Below are 17,674 nucleotides of genomic sequence, written 5' to 3'. Positions count from 1 at the left end.
GCAAGGGATGGGAACAACGTGAAGGCTCTGGTACTCGCCGGGGGCACGGGGTCGCGGTTGCGTCCCCTCACCCACAGCATGCCCAAGCAGCTCGTCCCCGTGGGCGGGCGGCCCGTGCTGTTCCACGGGCTGGAGGCCCTGCGGGACGCGGGGGTCGAGGAGGTCGGCGTCATCGTCGGCGACCGCGGCGCCGAGATCCGGGCCGCGCTGGACGCGGAGGACGGGCTCGGCCTCGACCTCACCTTCATCCCGCAGGACGCGCCGCTGGGGCTCGCGCACTGCGTGCTGATCGCCTCGGACTTCCTCGGGGACGACGACTTCGTCATGTACCTCGGCGACAACGTCATCCTGGACGGCGTCGCCGGCATCGTCGGGGCGTTCGGCCGCGCCCGGCCCGCCGCGCAGATCCTGCTGGCGCCGGTGCCCGACCCGGAGCACTACGGCGTCGCGGAGGTGGACCGGTCGGGGCGCGTCATCGCGCTGGCGGAGAAGCCCGCCGAGCCGCGCAGCGACCTCGCGCTCATCGGCGTGTACGTGTTCTCGCCGGAGATCCACGAGGCGGTGCGCGCGATTGAGCCGAGCGACCGCGGCGAGCTGGAGATCACCGACGCGATCCAGTGGCTCCTGTCGCGGGGGCGGCCGATCGCGTCGCACCGGTTCGACGGCTACTGGAAGGACACCGGACGCGTCGAGGACCTGCTGGAGTGCAACCGCGCCGTCCTGGAGGGCATCGCCCCAGACGTGCGCGGCAAGGTCGACTCGACGAGCGAGATCATCGGCCGGGTCGTCGTCGCGGAGGACGCCGAGGTGAGCGGCTGCCGGATCGTCGGCCCGGTGGTCATCGGCCGGGGCAGCCGCCTGTCGGGGACCTACGTCGGCCCGTTCACCTCCGTCGGCGCCGACTGCCGGGTCACCGACTCGTCGCTGGACTTCTCGATCCTGCTGGACGGCTCGACCGTGGACGGCGTCCGCGGGCTGCACGGCTCGCTGCTCGGCCGGGAGACCACGATGGGGCGCCCGCGCGGCGCGCACACGGCGAACCGCGTCGTGGTGGGCGACCACAGCAGGCTGCAGATCGGAGGCGTGCGGTGAAGGGGTGCGGGGTGAAGGAACTCGGCACGGTCCTCGGGCTGGGCGTCCGGCGCTGGTTCGAGGGCCTCGCGTGCGTCACCGTCGCGCACGGCTGGCTGCCGCCGGACCGCGCCGCCGCGGCGCCCCTGCTGGACGAGCCGCCCGCCGGCCATCCCGAACGGCTCGTCGCCGGCGACGCCGGGTGGCACCGGGAGTGGGTGCGATGAGCGGGCCGGACGTCCCGTTCCGCAGCGTGCTCATCGCCAACCGGGGCGAGATCGCGCTGCGGGTCGCGCGGACCTGCAGGGAGATGGGCATCCGGACGATCGCGGTGTACTCCACGGCCGACCGCGACTCGGCCGTGGTCCGGTTCGCCGACGAGGCGGTGCACATCGGGCCGTCCCCGGCGCGGGCCAGCTACCTGAACGTGCCCGCGATCGTGGAGGCCGCGGCGGCGACGGGCGCGGAGGCGATCCACCCCGGCTACGGCTTCCTGTCGGAGGACCCGGACTTCGCCGAGATCTGCGACGCGAACGGCTTCGCCTTCGTCGGGCCGCCGCCCGCGCTGATGGCGCGGCTCGGCGACAAGTCCGCCGCCCGCGCGATCATGGCGGAGGCCGGGCTGCCGGTCCTGGGCGGCAGCACCGGCACGCTGGACGGCGCCGCGCAGGCCAAGGCCGTCGCCGACGGCATCGGCTACCCCGTCATCATCAAGGCGACGGCGGGCGGCGGCGGGCGCGGCATGCGGGTGGTGGACGGGCCGGGCGCGTTCATGCGCGCCTACAGCGAGGCCCGCGCCCAGGCGCACTCGGTGTTCGGCGACTCGCGGGTGTACGTGGAGCGCTACGTGGACCCGGCGCGGCACATCGAGGTGCAGATCCTCGCGGACGAGCACGGCGGCGTCGTCCACCTCGGCGCCCGGGACTGCTCGGTGCAGCGCCGCTACCAGAAGCTCGTGGAGGAAACGCCCGCGCCGCGGCTCGACCCGGCCGCCGCCGAGGAGCTGTGCGCCGCGGCCGTGCGCGGCGCGCGGGAGATCGGCTACGCGGGCGCGGCGACGTTCGAGTTCCTGCTCGACGCCGACGGCGCGTTCCACTTCATGGAGATCAACTGCCGGATCCAGGTGGAGCACCCGGTGACCGAGATGGTGACGGGCGTGGACGTCGTCCGCGAGCAGCTCCGCGTCGCCGCCGGCCTGCCGCTGTCGATGAAGCAGGAGGACGTGGCGCCGTCCGGGGTGTCGATCGAGTGCCGGATCAACGCCGAGGACCCCGCGGCCGGCTTCCGGCCGACGCCGGGGCGGCTGGACGAGCTCGTCCTGCCGGGCGGCCCGTTCACGCGCGTGGACGCGCACGTGTTCCCCGGCGCGTCCGTCGCCGCCGAGTACGACCCGCTGCTGGCCAAGGTCGTCGTCTGGGCGCCGGACCGCGGCACGGCGATCGCCCGGATGCGGCGGGCGCTGGACGAGCTGCGCGTGTCGGGGCCCGGTGTCCGCACGACCGGGTCGTTCCTGCGCGGCGTCCTGGACCATCCCCGGTTCCGGGACGGCTCGCACTCCACCGGCCTGGTGGACGAGATCACGAGCGGGGAGGACGGTCGTGGGTGACGTGCTGGGCGAGGGCGTGGCGCTGGTGGCGCTGCTGTGCACGGGCGTGGCGGCGGGGGTGCTGTTCGCGGTGGCGGTGAGCGTCGTCCCGGCGCTCGCCGCGCTCCCCCCGGAGCGCTACATCGAGACGCACAAGCTGCTCGGCCGCAACTGGGATCCGACGATGCCGATCATCGTGCTCACCGCGACCGCGGGGCACCTCGCGCTGGTCGCGGTCGCCGACGGCGCCGCCGACCGGGTGCTGTCGGGGATCGCCGCCGCGCTGATGCTCGGCACCGCCGCCGTGTCGCACCTGCTGAACGTGCCGCTGAACCGCGCGGTCAAGGCGCTGGACCCGGCGCGCGGCGTCGGCCCCGACTGGTTCGACCCGCGGCCCCGCTGGCGGCGGTTCCACCTGGTGCGCACCGCGTTCGCCGTGCTCGGCTTCGCGTCCGCCGGCCTCGCCGTCGTCACCTGAGCGCCGCCGCCCGCCGCCCCCCTGCCGCCCCCGCTCCGGCACCCGGAGCGGGGGCTTACGCCATCCGCCCCCGCCGGCGAGCCGCGGACCGTCCCGCCGAAAAGCCCGGACCGCCCCCGCTCCGAAGGCGGAGCGGGGGCGGTCCGGGGCCGGCATGCCGGCGGGCGTCGCCGGGCTACTCCGCCGGAACGTCGCGGACGGCCTCGCGGCCGAAGGCGCGGAAGCGGGCGCGGCGCCCGCGCACCAGGTCGCCGGACGGGACGCCGTGCAGGTCCGCCAGCGCGTCCAGCAGCACACGGCGCAGCCGCTCGGCGGCGCCCGCCGGGTCGGCCTGCGCTCCGCCGGGCGGCTCCGGCACGCAGCCGTCCACGATCCCCAGCCGCAGCAGGTCCGGGGCGCCGATCCGCAGCGCGCGGGCGGCCTCCGGTCCCCGTCCCGCGTCGTTCCACAGGATCGCCGCGCACCCCTCCGGGCTGATCACCGAGTACACCGCGCCGGCGAGGGCGTACACCCGGTCGGCGACGCCCAGCGCGAGCGCGCCGCCGCTGCCGCCCTCGCCCGTCACCACCGCGACGACCGGGACCGGCAGGCCCGCCATCAGCCGCAGGTTCTCCGCGATGGCGAGCGCCTGCGCGTTCTCCTCGGCGGCGATGCCGGGGTAGGCGCCGGGGGTGTCGACGAGCGTCACGACCGGCAGGCCCAGCTTCGCGGCGAACCGCATCAGCCGGGCCGCCTTCCGGTAGCCCTCGGGCCCGGCCATCCCGAAGTTGCGGGCGGACAGCTCGGCGGGCGTGCGCCCCTTCTGGTGCCCGATCAGCATGATCGGGACGCCGTCCAGGGTGCCGACGCCGCCGACGATCGCCGGGCAGTCGGCGCGGAGCCGGTCGCCGTGCAGCTCGAGGAAGCCGTCCAGCAGCGAGAACGCGTAGTCGAGCGTGGTGGGCCGGTCCAGGTCCCGGGCGGCCCGGACGGCTTCGGCCGGGTCCCGCTCGGGCAGCGCCGCCGGGTCGGTCACCGGCGCGCCGCCCGCCCGGCGCGGGGCCGCCCCGGGACGGCCGAGCGCGAGCAGCCGCCCCAGCGTGGGGCGCAGTTCGGCGCGGGGGGTGATCCGGTCGACGACGCCGTGCGCGGCGAGGAACTCCGCGGTCTGGAAGTCGGCCGGGAGCTCCTGCCGGATCGTCTGCTCGATGACCCGCGGCCCGGCGAACCCCATCCGGGAGCCCGGCTCGGCGAGCAGGACGTCCGCGAGCGTCGCGAACGACGCGGCGACCCCGCCGTAGGTGGGGTCGGTCAGCACCGCGACCGTCAGCACCCCGGCCTCGTCCAGCGCGGCCAGGGCGGCGCTGGTCTTGGCCATCTGCATCAGCGACAGCGCGCCCTCCTGCATCCGGGCGCCGCCGGACGCGGTGACCAGCAGGAGGGGGGTGCGCTCGGCCAGCGCCGTCTCGGCCGCCCGGGTGACCAGCTCCCCGGCGGCCGAGCCGAGGCTGCCGCCGAGGAACGGGAAGTCCATGACGGCCGCGACGACGGGCGCGCCCTCGATCGTGCCGCGCACCGCCCGGACCGCCTCGTCGGCGCCGGTCCGCTCGCGCGCGTCGCGGACCCGCTCCGGGTAGGGCCGGACGTCGACGAAGCCGAGCGGGTCGTACGGGACGGCCTCGGCCGGCAGCGGCCGGACGGAGCCGGGGTCGAGCAGCATCGCGATCCGCTCGGCCGCACCGAGCCGGGCGTGGTGCCCGCACTCGGAGCAGACCCGCAGGTTCCGGACGAACCGGCGGACGTACAGCAGCGTGCCGCAGGCCCCGCAGCGCACCCAGTCGGTGGCGGCGGCGGAGTTCCGGCGGACGTCGACGACGGTCACGCGGCGCCCTCCCGGTCGGCGGCGCCGCGCAGCCGGTGCACGACGTGCATCGTCGTCATCGACCCGCCGCTGCGGTACGGGTGGAGCTTCTGCCGGTGCTCCACGTGCTGGTCGCTGTGCTCGAACTCGCGGAAGCGCGGTTCGTCCACCCAGTCGCTCACGATGTAGTAGATCCCCGGCTCCTCCGCCGACCGCATGAGCCACTGCCCGAGGTTGGCGGGATGGCCGGTGATCACGTCGCCGACCGACCGCCACACGTCCTCGAACTCGGCCTCCACGCCCGGCTTGATCTGCATCCGGAGCATCACGCGGAACGCCACGGCGGGGCGCCCGTCGGCCTGCACGGTCATCTGCTCTCTCCTTCGGTCGTCTCCACGACGAGGGCGGCGTTGAAGCCGCCGTGGCCGCGCGCCACGACGAGCGCGCGGCGCAGCGGCAGCGCGCGGGGCGCGCCGCGCACGAGGTCCAGCGGGTACGGGCACGGGTAGTCCCCGGCCGTCGCGGGCACCAGCCCGTCCCGCAGCGCCAGCAGGGCGGTCGCGACGTCCAGCGACGCGCCGCCCGCGTACAGCCGCCCGGTGAGGGTCTTCGGCGCGGTGACGGGGACGCCCTCCGGGCCGAACACCGCGACGAGCGCGGCGGCCTCGGCCCGGTCGAGCTCGGGGTCGGCGACCGCGTCGGCGAACACCGCGTCCACCTCGGCGGGCGCCGCGCCCGCGTCGTCGAGCGCCGCGCGGATCGCCCGCTCCAGGGTGGGCGGGCGGCCCGAGCCGGGCGGCGGGTCGAACGTGGCCGCGTACCCGGTGATCCGGCCGTAGCCGGCGACGCCGCGCTCGGCGGCGTGCGCGGCGTCCTCCAGCACGAACATCGCGCCGCCCTCGCCGGGCGCGTAGCCCGCCGCGTCGGCGGCGAAGGGCCGGTAGGCGGCGGCCGGATCGTCCGCGGTGCTGAGCTTCCCGGTGGCCGTCTGCGCCGTCAGCCCGTACGGGCACAGCGACGCGTCCGTGCCGCCGGTCACGACGAGCCGGGTCCCGGTGCGCAGCAGCCGCCGGGCCTGCGCGAGCGCGTCCAGCCCGCCCGCCTGCTCGGTCGCGACGACGCCGCAGGGCCCGCGCATCCCGTGCCGGATCGAGATCTGGCCGGTCGTCGCCGCGTAGAACCAGGCGATCGACTGGTAGGCCCCGACCGCGCGCGGCCCCCGCGACCAGAGCCGCTCGATCTCGCGCTGGCCGAACTCGGTGCCGCCGGACGAGCTGGCCGTCACCACCGCCATCTCGTACTCGGGCAGGCCGGCGGGGTCGGCGGCGGCGTCGGCCAGCGCCATCTCGGCGGCCGCGAGCCCGAGGTGCGTCCAGTGGTCGGTCTGCGGGATCAGCCGGCCCGGCACGCGCTCGGCGGCGGAGAAGCCGGGCACCTCGCCCGCCACCCGCACCGGGTAGCGGGACGGGTCGAACCGGGCGAGGACGCCGAGGCCGCTGCGTCCCGCCCGGGTGGCGTCCCAGTAGGCGTCCGTGCCGAGCCCGTTGGGCGCGACGACGCCGATCCCGGTCACGACCGCGTCGCGCGCGCCCGTACCGTTCGTCTTCCCGCCGTTCCCGTTCACGCCGTTCCCGGTCACGCCGCCCTCCCGGGGCGGGTCAGCACCATCGCGGTCTGGAAACCGCCGAATCCCGAGCCGACCGTCAGCACCGCGCCGGTGCGGTGGTCGCGCGCCTCCTTCGGCACGTAGTCCAGGTCGCACTCGGGGTCGCGGGTCTCCAGGTTCGCGGTCGGCGGCACCACCTGGTGCTCCAGCGCCAGCACGCACGCCGCCGCCTCGATCGACCCGATCGCGCCGAGCGAGTGCCCGACCATCGACTTGATCGAGCTGACCGGCACCTCGTGGGCCCGGGCGCCGAGGCTCCGCTTGAACGCCGCCGTCTCGTGCCGGTCGTTCTGCTTGGTGCCCGACCCGTGGGCGTTGACGTAGTCGATGTCGGACGGGTCGAGCCGCGCCTCGTCCATCGCCACCCGGATCGCCTCGGCCATCTCGCGCCCGTCCGGCTTCAGGCCCGTCATGTGGAAGGCGTTGCTGCGGGCGGCGAACCCGGCGAGCTCGGCGTACACGTGCGCGCCGCGGGCCTCCGCGCGCCCCGCCTCCTCCAGGACGAGCACCGCCGCGCCCTCCCCGAGCACGAACCCCTTGCGGTCCAGGTCGAACGGGCGGGACGCGTGCTCGGGGTCGTCGTTGCGCGGCGAGGTCGCCTTGATGGCGTCGAAGCACGCGACGGTGATCGGGGAGATCGGCGCGTCGGTGGCGCCCGCGACCATGACGTCCGCCGCGCCCTCCTGCACCAGCCGCAGCGCGTGCCCGACCGAGTCCAGCCCGGACGTGCAGCCGGTCGAGGTCAGCGACACCGGCCCCTCCGCCCCGACCCGCCACGCCACCTCGACCGCCAGCGTGCTCGGCACCATGTGGCCGTACAGGTGCGGGACGGCGTACTCGGGGTCGACGAGCCACTCGCGGCCGCCGTCGCTCAGCACGACGTACTCCTGCTCCAGGCCCATCGTGCAGCCGACCGCGCTGCCGATGCTGACGCCGGTGCGCTCGGGCACCAGGTCGCCGGCGGCGAGCCCGGAGTCGGCGAGCGCCTCCTCCGCCGCCACCACCGCGAACTGCCCGGCCCGGTCCATCCGCCGGATCTCCCGGGGCCGCAGCCCGGCGGCGGCCGGGTCGAAGTCGACCTCGGCGGCGATCCGCGACCGGTATCCGGTGGCGTCGAACAGCGAGATCGTGCGGGTCGCCGTGCGGCCCGCCGTCAGCATCGCCCAGAACGCCTTCGCGCCGACCGCGCCGGGCGCCACCACCCCGACGCCGGTCACCACGACCCGACGGTCCGCCATCACGCCCCACCCACCTGCGGACCGGACTCGTCCGGGGCCGGCAGCGGCTCGGTGTCGACGTGGCCGAGGTCGGGCCGCGGCGCGAGCGGGCTCAGGTGGAACACCACCTCCGCCCGCTCCGTCCCGGCGTTCTCCAGCCGGTGCCGCACCCCGATCGGGACCATCAGCGCGTCGCCGGCCCGCAGCGGCACCGGCTCGTCCGCGACCCGCATCAGCAGCTCGCCGCGGACGACGTACAGGAACTCCTCCGAGTACGGGTGGTAGTGCTCGGACACGAACTCGCCCGGTTCGAGCGTCAGCACGCCGAAGAACCCGGAGGTGGAGCCGACGGTCTTCGGGCTGAGCAGCACCCGGATGTCGCCGCCGCGCCGCCGGTTCGCGGCGACGTCGTGCGCGCAGACGGGCCGGACGGCGGCGGCCGGCTCGACGGCGGCGGGCCGGGCGGGGGCGAGCTCGGTCGCCTTGCTGGACGTCATGGTGTCTCCCTGGAGGTCGTCGGAACGTGTGCGCCCGCCGGTCACGCGGGCAGCGCCGCCGCGGCCTCCCGCAGCGGACGGTGCGGGGACAGCGCGGCGCGCTTCTTCAGCGGCTCCCACCAGTCCCGGTTCTCCCGGTACCAGCGGACGGTCTCGGCCAGCCCCTCGGCGAACGCGACGCGCGGCCGGAAGCCCAGCTCGTCGCGGACGAGCCGGTCGTCCAGGGCGTAGCGGCGGTCGTGGCCCTTGCGGTCGGCGACCCGGCGGATCCGGCTCCGGTCCGCGCCGACGGCGTCCAGCAGCAGCTCGGTCAGCTCGAGGTTCGACAGCTCGGTGTCGCCGCCGATGTTGTAGGTCGCGCCCGGACGGCCGCGCTCCAGCACGAGCTGGAGGCCGCGGCAGTGGTCGTCCACGTGGATCCACTCGCGGACGTGATGCCCGTCCCCGTACAGCGGGACGTCCTCGCCGTCCAGCAGGTTCGTGACGAACAGCGGGATGACCTTCTCCGGGAACTGGTAGGGGCCGTAGTTGTTGGAGCAGCGCGTGACGGACGTCTCCAGCCCGTGCGTCCGGTGGTAGGCCCGGACGAGCAGGTCGCTGGACGCCTTGGACGCCGCGTACGTGGAGTTCGGCTCCAGCGGGTGCCGCTCGTCGGACCGCCCGTGCTCGACCGATCCGTAGACCTCGTCGGTCGAGACGTGCACGAACCGCCGCACCCCGGTGCGCAGGCAGCACTCCAGCAGCGTGTGGGTGCCGACGACGTTCGTGGTGACGAACTGGGCGGCGCCCGAGATGGACCGGTCGACGTGCGACTCGGCGGCGAAGTGGACGACGGCGTCGTGGCCCGGCAGCAGGTCCATCATCAGGCCGCCGTCGCAGATGTCGCCGTGGACGAAGTGGAGCCGCGGATGGGCCAGGTTCAGGCTGTCGAGGTTCCCCGCGTACGTCAGCTTGTCCACGACCGTGACGTCGACCGGGTCACCTCCCGTCAGCCTTCCCTCCAGCGCGCTCCGGACGTAGTGCGAGCCGATGAATCCGGCACCGCCGGTGACGAGCAGCCGCACGGTTCTCAATCCCTCCGCAGTGAAGACGGGACGGACGTCCCTATGCGAGGAGACTCGGCGGCGGGGGTCGAGAGCCGTTCGAGATCCGCTGAACCGGCCCTCGACCGGGCCCTCGACCGGCGCCTCGGCGGGCCCGCGGAAGGGGCTCGACCGAGGCTCGACCGGCGCGGAGCACGCTGGGCGCCGACATCCGAAGGGGGAGCCCATGCCGGAAGAGGCCATGCCGGAACAGGTCATGCCGGAACAGGCCGTGCCACCGGAGCCCGTGCGGGACGAGGCGGCGCCCGAACCGCCGCCGTTCCCGTTCCCCGTCCCGGACGGCCCCGACCCGGCCGCCGAGTTCGGCCGGCTGCGCGCGGCCGGGCCGGTGGCGCGGGTGCGGCTGCCGTCGGGGACGGACGCCTGGCTCGTCACCCGGTACGCCGAGAACCGGGAGGTGCTGGCCGGGGCCGCGTTCAGCCGCGCCGCCGCGGCCGCGGCGGGGGCGCCCCGGCTGCGCCGCGTCCCGCTGGAGTCCGGGTCGATCACGACGCTGGACCCGCCGGAGCACACGCGGCTGCGGCGGATCGTGGCGGGCGCGTTCACGCACCGCCGGGTCGCGGCGCTGCGGGTCCGGGTCGCCGCGATCGCCGACGAGCTGCTCGACGGCCTCACCGCCGGGTCCCGGACCGCCGACCTGGTCGGCGGGTACGCGCGGCCGCTGGCGATGACGGTGATCTGCGAGCTGCTCGGCGTGCCCCGTCCCGACCAGGACCGCTTCGCCGCGCTGAGCGCCGCCTACCTGGGCGGCGCCGCGACGCCGCCGGAGGAGACCGAGCGGGCGGCGAAGGAGCTGCGCGGCTACCTCGCGGAGCTGGTCGCGCTGCGGCGCGCCGAGCCGTCCGGCGACCTGCTCGGCACGCTGGTGCGGGCCCGCGACGAGGACCGGATGACCGAGACCGAGCTGGTCGCGCTCGGCCTGACGATCCTCGTGGCCGGCTTCGAGACGTCCGCCGGGATGGTCGCGGGGTCGGTGCACGCGCTGCTGCGCCGCGACGGGATGCTCGACCCGCGGCTGGCGGACCGGGCCGCGCTGCGCACGGCGGTGGAGGAGCTGCTGCGCCACGTCGCGGTCTCGGCGGCCGGGGGGACGATCCGGGTCGCGACGCGGGACGTGCGGCTCGGCCCGCCGGGGTCGGGGGTCACCGTGCGGGCGGGCGAGGCGGTGCTGCCGGCCACGACGTCGGCGAACCGGGACCCGGCGGTGTTCGCCGAACCCGACCGGCTCGATCTGACGCGCAGCCCCAACCCGCACCTGGCGTTCGGGCACGGGCCGCACCACTGCCTGGGCGCCTCCCTGGCCCGGGTGGAGCTGGAGGAGGCGCTGGCCGCGCTCGTGCGGCGCCTGCCGGCGCTGCGGCTCGCGGTGCCGGACGCCGAGGTCCGCTGGCGCGGCGGGGGGATGGTGCGCGGTCCGGAACGGCTGCCCATAGCCTGGTGACACGGCTGGTGACACGGCTGGTGACACGGCTGGTGACACGGCTGGTGACACGGCCGGTGACACGGCCGGTGAGGCGGGCGGTGCCGCGCGCGGCGCGTCCCGTTCCCGCCCCTTGGACCGCCGGTGATGATGGCCCGTGTCCCCGACGGGCCATCATCACCGGCCCTAGCTTGCGCGCAGGCTCTCCGACAGCGACTCGACCACCTGGTCGCACACCATGATGCGGTGGAGTTCGGACGTCCAGCGGTAGACGCGGTGCTCGGCGCCGGGGTCGGAGCCTTCGTACATCGGTGTCTCCCGCAGGAAGCGCGCGGCCGTGAGCCGTTCCAGCACGTCGGACGCCTGCGCCCGGTCGGTGCCGATCAGGGCGGCGCACCCGCGCGGGGTGAAGGCGGAGCCGGAGAGCAGGCTCAGCCAGCGCAGCGCCGTCCGGTCCGCCTCGCCGAGCCTCCGGTAGGCGGCCTCGAGCTGGGCGCGCAGGTCGAAGTCGGACGAGCGCAGCTGGGCGAGCCGCTGCCGTTCGACCGCGAGCTGCTCGGCGTAGGCGGCCAGGCTCAGGAACGGCAGCGCCGCGAGGCGCGCCCCGGCGGCGCGCACCGCGAGCGGGAGCCGCCCGCAGTACCGCACGATCCGGTCCGCGGCCTCGGTCTCGTCGGCGAGCCGCTGCCGTCCCACGACCCGGCCGAGCAGGACGCGGGCGGACTCGGCCGACAGCTCGCCGACGGCGACCTCGCGGTCGCGCAGCGGTTCCGGGGGGACGCCCCGCATGGTGGCGATCAGCGCGCAGCCCGGGTCGCTGGGCAGCAGGTCGGCGGTGCCCGGCCGGTCGCCCATGTCGTCCAGCAGGACCAGCGTCCGGCGCCCCTCGAGCCGCCGCCGGTACAGCTCGGCGCGGCCGGCGCGGTCCGGCGGGATCTCCTCGGCCGCGACGCCCAGCGCCCGCAGGAACCCGTACAGGACCGTCGCGGGGTCGGCGGGGTCGGTGCCGGAGCCGCGCAGGTCGACGTACAGCTGGCCGTCCGGGAAGGCGTCCCGGACCCGGTGCGCGGCGTGCACGGCGAGGGCGGTCTTGCCGGTCCCCACGGCCCCGGTCAGGGCCGCGGCGGGCGCGCCGGTGCCGGCGGGCGGGCCGGACAGCATGCCGAGCACGGCGTCCAGCGACCGGGCGCGCCCGGTGAAGTCGGCGATGTCGGGCGGGAGCTGGGCGGGGGGCCGCGGTCCGGCGGGTGCGGTGGCGGGGCGCTGCCGCGCCGGGCCGAGCGGCCCGCGGCCGGCGTCGCGGGGCAGGTCGAGCGACGGGTCGCCGGTCAGCACCGCCTGCTGCAGCTCGGCGAGTTCCTGCGACGGTTCCAGCCCCAGGTCGCCGACCAGCACCTCGCGCAGCGACCGGTAGGCGTTGAGCGCCTCCCACTGCCGGCCGGAGCGGTAGAGCGCCAGCATCAGCGGGCGGTGGAAGCCCTCGTGGTAGGGGTGCTCGGCGGTCAGCGCCTTGAGTTCGCTGATCAGCTCCCGGTGCCGGCCGCAGCGCAGGTCCGCCTCGATCCGCATCTCCAGCGTCCGGATGCGGCTCTCCTCGAGCCGGGTCACGTGCGCCTGCAGCAGCCGGCCCGTCCGGACGTCCGCCAGCGCGGCTCCGCGCCACAGGCCCATCGCCTCGCTGAGCAGGTCCGCCGCCGTTTCGGGGTCACCGCCGTGCAGCGCCGCCCGCCCGCGCTCGGTGAGCGCCTCGAACCGGAACAGGTCGATGTGGTCGCTGGGGACCGCGGCCATGTAACCGGACGGCCGGGTGAGCAGGAACCGCTCCCCCGCGTCCGGTTCGAGTTCCTCGTTGATGATCTTCCGGAGCAGGTAGATGTAGGTCTGCATGGTGGTCATCGCACTGCGCACGGGCGAGTCGCCCCACAGTTCGTCGATGAGCGCTTCGGTCTGCACGATCTGGTTCGGATGGAGAATCAGGAAGCACAGCACCCTCCGCAGTTTTGGTGCGGTCGGGGTGATGTCTCGGCCGTCGTGGAGTACTTCAAGACCCCCGAGGATCTTGAATTCCATGCTGCCTCCCATGGTGAAACCCGGGATCATCCGGCGATCCGCCGCGCCGGCCGGCCGGGTGGCGGCCTCCGCCGGGGCGGCATCGGACGGATGCGGTCTCGATCGAGACCTGGCGCCGGAGATCTCCACGCCCGGTCAACGTGACGATCATCTGATAGCGCCGGTCGGACTTTATCAGTACATATTTCGACAGTCTAGGACTTATAGGGTCAGGAACCAGCAAAGCCGCTAATCGTTCGCAAAGCTAAGACAATTGAAAGACGAACCTTCGGTGCACGGAAGGGACCCGTGACAGATGACACTTGCGCGCCGGAGTCTCCCCTCCCGGGTTTCGGTCGGGGACCGAAACCCGGCCGGTGGCACGGTCCGACACGGGAGCGCCCCTGGACGCCCGTTCACACGAGTCGGCTCGCGCCGTCGACGAATGCCGTCAGTGCATGACAGGGATCTTCGGAATGCGGTCGGTCCGAAACCCGTACCGCGAGACGGGACGCGGGGCGGCGGCCGGGACCGCCGGTGCGCCCGGGACCTCGCCGGTTTCTCGATCGAGAGCGGTTCCGCGGCGGCTCGGGAGCGATTCCACGCCCCGCCGCAGAGTGTCCGTAATCGAATGAAATCCGGTATTACGGATTCTCGCGGGCCCCGCGGCGGCTCAGCCGAAGTATTCGGCGAGGAAGGCGTAGGCGAAGGCTGCGAATTGGTAACGCATCCGCCCCTCGCCGGTGTACCCCGTAATCACGAGGAAACAATGTTCGGCCGCGACGGCCACGATCGCCTCGGCGGCGCGCTCGTCGGTCCCCAGCGCCCGCGCCGCGTCCGCCACCGTGGCGGGGCCCGGCTCCAGCTCCGCGAGCCGGCGGACGGCGGCGCGCTCGTCCTCCGACAGGCGCGCGTACATCGAGGCGCACAGCGCCCGCAGCCGCTCCCCGCCCGCGCCCAGCTCGTCCAGCGGGCGCCGCGCGCCCAGCAGCCGGTCGGCGAGCGCGCCGGCGGGCAGGGACGGGTCCTCGCGCAGCCTCCCGGCGATGGCGTGCGCCGTGAGCGGGCTGCCCGCGCACAGCCGCGCGAGCCGCTCCATCCCGCGCCGCTCCCCCTGGCCGCGCCGCCCGGCCGCGGCCAGCAACCGGACGAGGTCGTCGCGGGACAGCCCGTCCAGCCGCAGGACGCGCGCGCCCGCCAGCCCGTACAGCGGGACGCGGCCGGTCACCAGCACCGCGCTCAGCGGGCAGCCGGGCAGCAGCAGCCGCGCGTCCGCCGCGGACGCCACGTCGTCGAGCACCAGCAGCGTGCGGCGGCGCTCCAGCACGGTCCGCAGCAGCGCCGAGCGCTCCGCCGTCTCCGCCGGAAGCTGCCGGGACGGGACGCCCAGCGCGCACAGCATCCGCTCCAGCGCGGCGTCCACCGGCATCGGGTCGGGGCCGCTGCCGCCCAGCGGCACGAACAGCGTGCCGCCCCGGAAGCGGCGCGCGACCCGGCGGGTGATCTCGGCCGCCAGCGCCGTCTTGCCGATGCCCGGCATCCCCGCGAGCGCCACGATCGGGGTCGCGACCGCCGCCTCGCCGTGCTCCAGCAGCATCCCCACGGCGGTGCCGCGGTCGCCGCGCCGCCCCACGAACGGGTCCGGCACCGGCGGCGGCCGCAGCCCGCCCGGCGGCGCGCTCCGCGGCGCGCTCCCGGCCCCCGGCGGGCGGCCGCCCCCCGCGCCGCGGCCGCCGGAGCCGTCCCGGCCGTCCGCGCCGTCGTCGTCGAGGGCGAGGTACAGCCGCCGGAGCGCCTCCGACGGCTCCAGGCCCAGCTCGCCCGCCAGGGTGCGGCGGACGCGCCGGTACACCTCGGCGGCCTCGCGGCCCAGCCCCGAGTGGGACAGCGCCGTCATGAGCTTGTGCGTCAGGCCCTCGTGGGTCGGATGGTCGGCGCTGAGCCGCCGCAGCTCGGTGATGACCTCGCGGTGCCGGCCGAGCCCCAGCTCCGCCTCGATGCGCCACTCCAGCGTCGTCAGCCGCCGCTCCTCGAGCCGCATGGCGTGCGCCGCCAGCGACCCGCCGGGCGCCGCGCCCGCCAGCGCCGGGCCCCGCCACCACGACAGGGCCTCGGCCAGCGTCGTCCGCGCGCCCGCCGCGTCGCCCCGCGCCAGCATCCGCCGGCCCTGCTCGCTCAGCCGCTCGAACCGGCACAGGTCGAGGTCGTCCGGGGCGATCCGCAGCTGGTAGCCGCGCGACCTGGTCAGCAGGACGTTGTCGCCCCCGAGGATCCGCCGCAGCTTGTACACGTACGTCTGGACCGTGGACGCCGCGCTGTGCGGCGGGCCGTCCCCCCACAGCTCCTCGATCAGCTCCGGGATCTGCACGACGCGGTTGTGGTGCAGCAGGAGCAGGGTCAGCAGGGCCTGCAGCTTCGGCGTCGTCGGCGTGACGTTCCCACCGTCGCGCCGGACGCTCAGCGGGCCGAGCACCCCGTATGTCGTTCGTCCATCGCTCATCGCACGGCTGCTCTCACGCGCCCCCCGTACCGGATGCCCGCACAGTCACATCGACTGCTCGAATTCCCCTCGAAACCGCCTCGAAGGGAGCGGCGCGCCCGCCGGCGGGCGGCCCCGTGACCTGCGGCTCGCCGGGAACTCCAGGCGTCTTCGAGCGTCCCGCGCGACGGTCCGGCCATGCGCGTGCTGATGACATGGACATGGCCGACCCACTACCTGCACATGGTCCCGCTCGGCTGGGCGCTGCGCGCCGCCGGGCACGAGGTCCGGGTGGCGTCGCGGCCCGGGCACGTCGCGGCGACCGTCCGCTCCGGGCTGCCCGCCGTCGCCGTCGGCCGGGACGTGGACGTGATGGCCGCGGCCCGGCGCAGCGCCGCGTCCGGCGACGGCGGCGCCGCGGACGAGCGGCGGTGGACGGCCCCGCACCGGGAGCGCGTCCTGCGCGCCATCGGGACGTGGGCGCGCGTCGCCGACGCCATGGTGGACGACCTGCTCGGCTTCGGCCGCGCCTGGCGCCCCGACCTGGTGGTCTTCGACCCGATGGCCTACGCGGGCGCGCTGGCCGCCGCCGCCCTGGACGTCCCGGCCGCGCGGCACCTGTGGGGCGTCGACCTCGCCTACGGCGACCGCCACCGCGACCCCGGGCTGCTCGGCGACGTCCCCGAGTTCGGCCCGCTGCTCGGCCGGCTCGGGCTGCCCGGCTTCGACGACCTCGGCGACCTCACCCTCGACCCGTTCCCGCCGTCGCTGCAGATCCCCGCGCCGATCCCGCGCCGCACCGTGCGCTACGTCCCCTACAACGGGCCGGGTGCCGAGCCGGACTGGACGCTCGCGCCGCCGCGCCGCCCCCGGATCTGCGTCACGTGGGGGACGACCGGCGGGCAGTACGCGGCCGAGGGCTACTTCCACGGGTCCGCCGCGGTGGCCGCCGCCGCCGAGCTGGACGTCGAGGTGCTGGTCGCGACGACGCCCGAGCAGCGCCCCCTGTACGGGGACCTGCCGGACGGGGTGCGGGTCGCCGAGTCCGTCCCGCTGCACATGCTGCTGCGGCACTGCTCGGCGATCGTCCACCAGGGCGGCGGCGGCACCACGCTGACCGCGCTGGACGCGGGCGTCCGGCAGCTCGTCGTCGGGCACCTGCCCGACCACCGGCTGCACGGCCACAAGATCGCGGCCGCGGGGGCGGGGATCGTCCGGGAGGCCACCGGGACGGACGCGGCGGCGCTGCGCGCGGACCTGGTGCGGCTGCTGTCGGAGCCGCGGTTCGGCGAGCGGACGGCCGCGCTGCGCGCCGAGGTGCGCGCGCAGCCCGCGCCGGCCGCCGTCGTCCCGGACCTGGAGCGCCTCGCGGCGGGCGTCCCCGCCGGAGCCGCCGCCGGACCGGTGCCCGTGGGGTGAGGTGCCGCGCCGACACGCCGCCGCCGCCCGCCCGGTCCCGGGCGGGCGGCGGCGGCGTGTCGGGCCCCGGCGTCAGGACGCGCGGAGCAGCGCGTCGCGCGTGTAGGCGCCGATGTAGCGGTCGATGACCGAGCGGTAGTAGTCGGGGCCGAACCCCATCCAGGCGACCCCGGGCACGAGGGACGTCAGCCGGGTGAGGTCCACCGGCTCCTCGATGTTCCCGTCCGGCGGGTCGACCCAGTGCTTGTCGGCGGTGCGGCCGAGCCGCCGCTCGATGTGGGCGACGATGTCCTCGATCGGCACCGGCACCCCGGAGGCGATGTTGACGACCCGCCGGCCGACCCCCCGGAACAGCAGCGTGTCGAGGATCGCCACCATGTCCACGACGTCGAGCAGGTCGCGGCGGGCGCCCCGGTGCAGGGTCAGCGACCCGCCCAGCGCGCCCCGCACCAGGTGCGGGAACAGCTGGTGCGGGCGCTGGAACGGGCCGACCAGATGCGTCAGCCGGATGACGAGGTAGTCGATGCCCGCGGCGGCGAGGACGCCCTCCATCGCCAGGTTGTGCCGCCCGTAGGCCGACAGCGGGAACACCGGGGCGTCCTCGCGGCGCAGGCAGTCCGGCACCCCGTACATCGCGGCGGAGCAGGTGGAGAAGAACACCAGCCGCCGCCCGTCCGCCTTGCACCGGCGCACGACGTCGTAGAGCAGCACCGCCTCGCGGCGGAACTGGTCGTCCAGCGTCGTGCTCGTCGTCGGCACCCCGGCGGCGAACGCCACCACGTCGTCGTGCGACCCGGAGATGGGCCGCAGGTTGCGCGCGATGAAGCCGCGCCCCACGATCTCCACGGCC

15 protein-coding genes are annotated in these 17,674 nt (G+C 75.8%); 6 read left to right on the top strand and 9 right to left on the bottom strand.

All coding sequences use genetic code 11. The features are described from left to right. Window positions 1-18: 18 nt before the first annotated feature. The 4 genes from H505_RS0107925 to H505_RS0107910 are packed head-to-tail and all read left to right on the top strand — an operon-like array spanning window position 19 to window position 3,134. Window positions 19-1,092, top strand: coding sequence for a glucose-1-phosphate thymidylyltransferase (locus H505_RS0107925; RefSeq protein WP_026401557.1), 1,074 nt, complete (start codon window positions 19-21; stop codon window positions 1,090-1,092). A gap of 11 nt (window positions 1,093-1,103) precedes the next feature. Beyond that, the gene (locus H505_RS0107920) at window positions 1,104-1,298 is read left to right on the top strand and encodes a DUF6059 family protein (RefSeq protein ID WP_125617853.1); all 195 of its coding nucleotides are present in this window, start codon (window positions 1,104-1,106) and stop codon (window positions 1,296-1,298) included. After that, window positions 1,295-2,677, top strand: coding sequence for an acetyl-CoA carboxylase biotin carboxylase subunit (locus tag H505_RS0107915; RefSeq protein ID WP_034517046.1), 1,383 nt, complete (start codon window positions 1,295-1,297; stop codon window positions 2,675-2,677). Before H505_RS0107920 ends, H505_RS0107915 begins: the two co-directional genes overlap by 4 nt. Then, on the top strand, window positions 2,670-3,134 hold the full coding sequence (locus H505_RS0107910) for an anthrone oxygenase family protein (RefSeq protein WP_233617767.1): 465 nt from the start codon (window positions 2,670-2,672) through the stop codon (window positions 3,132-3,134). The genes H505_RS0107915 and H505_RS0107910 overlap by 8 nt, the downstream gene beginning before the upstream one ends. A gap of 175 nt (window positions 3,135-3,309) precedes the next feature. Here the strand turns inward: H505_RS0107910 and H505_RS40470 are convergent, their stop codons facing one another. Genes H505_RS40470 through rfbB form a run of 6 tightly spaced genes read right to left on the bottom strand, consistent with a single transcriptional unit; the run spans window position 3,310 to window position 9,418 of the window. Then, a complete protein-coding gene (locus tag H505_RS40470) occupies window positions 3,310-4,995 on the bottom strand; it encodes an acetyl-CoA carboxylase carboxyl transferase subunit (protein ID WP_034517045.1) in 1,686 nt (561 codons plus the stop codon). Next, window positions 4,992-5,345, bottom strand: coding sequence for an antibiotic biosynthesis monooxygenase family protein (locus H505_RS0107900; protein WP_051300409.1), 354 nt, complete (start codon window positions 5,343-5,345; stop codon window positions 4,992-4,994). Before H505_RS0107900 ends, H505_RS40470 begins: the two co-directional genes overlap by 4 nt. Continuing rightward, entirely contained in the window at window positions 5,342-6,613 is a 1,272-nt protein-coding gene (locus tag H505_RS0107895) for a ketosynthase chain-length factor (protein WP_425248244.1), read from the bottom strand. The genes H505_RS0107900 and H505_RS0107895 overlap by 4 nt, the downstream gene beginning before the upstream one ends. Then, entirely contained in the window at window positions 6,610-7,878 is a 1,269-nt protein-coding gene (locus H505_RS0107890; protein ID WP_034517042.1) for a beta-ketoacyl-[acyl-carrier-protein] synthase family protein, read from the bottom strand. The genes H505_RS0107895 and H505_RS0107890 overlap by 4 nt, the downstream gene beginning before the upstream one ends. Continuing rightward, window positions 7,878-8,354, bottom strand: coding sequence for a cupin domain-containing protein (locus H505_RS40465; RefSeq protein WP_051300408.1), 477 nt, complete (start codon window positions 8,352-8,354; stop codon window positions 7,878-7,880). The genes H505_RS0107890 and H505_RS40465 overlap by 1 nt, the downstream gene beginning before the upstream one ends. A gap of 41 nt (window positions 8,355-8,395) precedes the next feature. Beyond that, window positions 8,396-9,418 carry a dTDP-glucose 4,6-dehydratase gene (gene rfbB / locus H505_RS40460; RefSeq protein ID WP_051300407.1) on the bottom strand — a complete coding sequence of 341 codons (1,023 nt, stop codon included), beginning with the start codon at window positions 9,416-9,418 and terminating at the stop codon, window positions 8,396-8,398. Between the two features lie 205 nt (window positions 9,419-9,623). Here rfbB and H505_RS52300 point away from each other — a divergent pair, with 205 nt between their 5' ends. Continuing rightward, on the top strand, window positions 9,624-10,898 hold the full coding sequence (locus H505_RS52300; protein ID WP_211238419.1) for a cytochrome P450: 1,275 nt from the start codon (window positions 9,624-9,626) through the stop codon (window positions 10,896-10,898). Window positions 10,899-11,063: 165 nt separating this feature from the next. On the opposite strand, the gene H505_RS40455 is transcribed toward H505_RS52300, so the two are convergent. Next, window positions 11,064-12,947 carry an AfsR/SARP family transcriptional regulator gene (locus H505_RS40455; RefSeq protein WP_158642245.1) on the bottom strand — a complete coding sequence of 628 codons (1,884 nt, stop codon included), beginning with the start codon at window positions 12,945-12,947 and terminating at the stop codon, window positions 11,064-11,066. A 652-nt stretch (window positions 12,948-13,599) separates the two neighbouring features. Further along, on the bottom strand, window positions 13,600-15,426 hold the full coding sequence (locus H505_RS40450; RefSeq protein WP_084549966.1) for an AfsR/SARP family transcriptional regulator: 1,827 nt from the start codon (window positions 15,424-15,426) through the stop codon (window positions 13,600-13,602). 177 nt (window positions 15,427-15,603) lie between these two features. Here H505_RS40450 and H505_RS0107860 point away from each other — a divergent pair, with 177 nt between their 5' ends. Beyond that, the gene (locus H505_RS0107860; RefSeq protein ID WP_026401549.1) at window positions 15,604-16,824 is read left to right on the top strand and encodes a nucleotide disphospho-sugar-binding domain-containing protein; all 1,221 of its coding nucleotides are present in this window, start codon (window positions 15,604-15,606) and stop codon (window positions 16,822-16,824) included. A gap of 72 nt (window positions 16,825-16,896) precedes the next feature. On the opposite strand, the gene H505_RS0107855 is transcribed toward H505_RS0107860, so the two are convergent. Then, window positions 16,897-17,670, bottom strand: coding sequence for an NAD-dependent epimerase/dehydratase family protein (locus H505_RS0107855; protein WP_026401548.1), 774 nt, complete (start codon window positions 17,668-17,670; stop codon window positions 16,897-16,899). Between the last annotated feature and the right edge of the window lie 4 nt (window positions 17,671-17,674).

Origin of the sequence: Actinomadura rifamycini DSM 43936, assembly GCF_000425065.1 — a bacterium.
GTDB lineage: Bacteria > Actinomycetota > Actinomycetes > Streptosporangiales > Streptosporangiaceae > Spirillospora > Spirillospora rifamycini.
Note: the sequence above shows the minus strand (reverse complement) of the source record. Positions and strands in the feature narration are given on the sequence as shown.

Excerpts from the sequence above, each read along its gene's own strand:
- H505_RS0107915 (WP_034517046.1), top strand. The coding sequence starts at position 1,295 with ATGAGCGGGCCGGACGTCCCGTTCCGCAGCGTGCTCATCGCCAACCGG.
- H505_RS0107900 (WP_051300409.1), bottom strand. The coding sequence starts at position 5,345 with ATGACCGTGCAGGCCGACGGGCGCCCCGCCGTGGCGTTCCGCGTGATG.
- H505_RS0107890 (WP_034517042.1), bottom strand. The coding sequence starts at position 7,878 with ATGGCGGACCGTCGGGTCGTGGTGACCGGCGTCGGGGTGGTGGCGCCC.
- H505_RS40465 (WP_051300408.1), bottom strand. The coding sequence starts at position 8,354 with ATGACGTCCAGCAAGGCGACCGAGCTCGCCCCCGCCCGGCCCGCCGCC.
- H505_RS52300 (WP_211238419.1), top strand. The coding sequence starts at position 9,624 with ATGCCGGAAGAGGCCATGCCGGAACAGGTCATGCCGGAACAGGCCGTG.
- H505_RS40455 (WP_158642245.1), bottom strand. The coding sequence starts at position 12,947 with ATGGAATTCAAGATCCTCGGGGGTCTTGAAGTACTCCACGACGGCCGA.
- H505_RS40450 (WP_084549966.1), bottom strand. The coding sequence starts at position 15,426 with ATGAGCGATGGACGAACGACATACGGGGTGCTCGGCCCGCTGAGCGTC.
- H505_RS0107860 (WP_026401549.1), top strand. The coding sequence starts at position 15,604 with ATGCGCGTGCTGATGACATGGACATGGCCGACCCACTACCTGCACATG.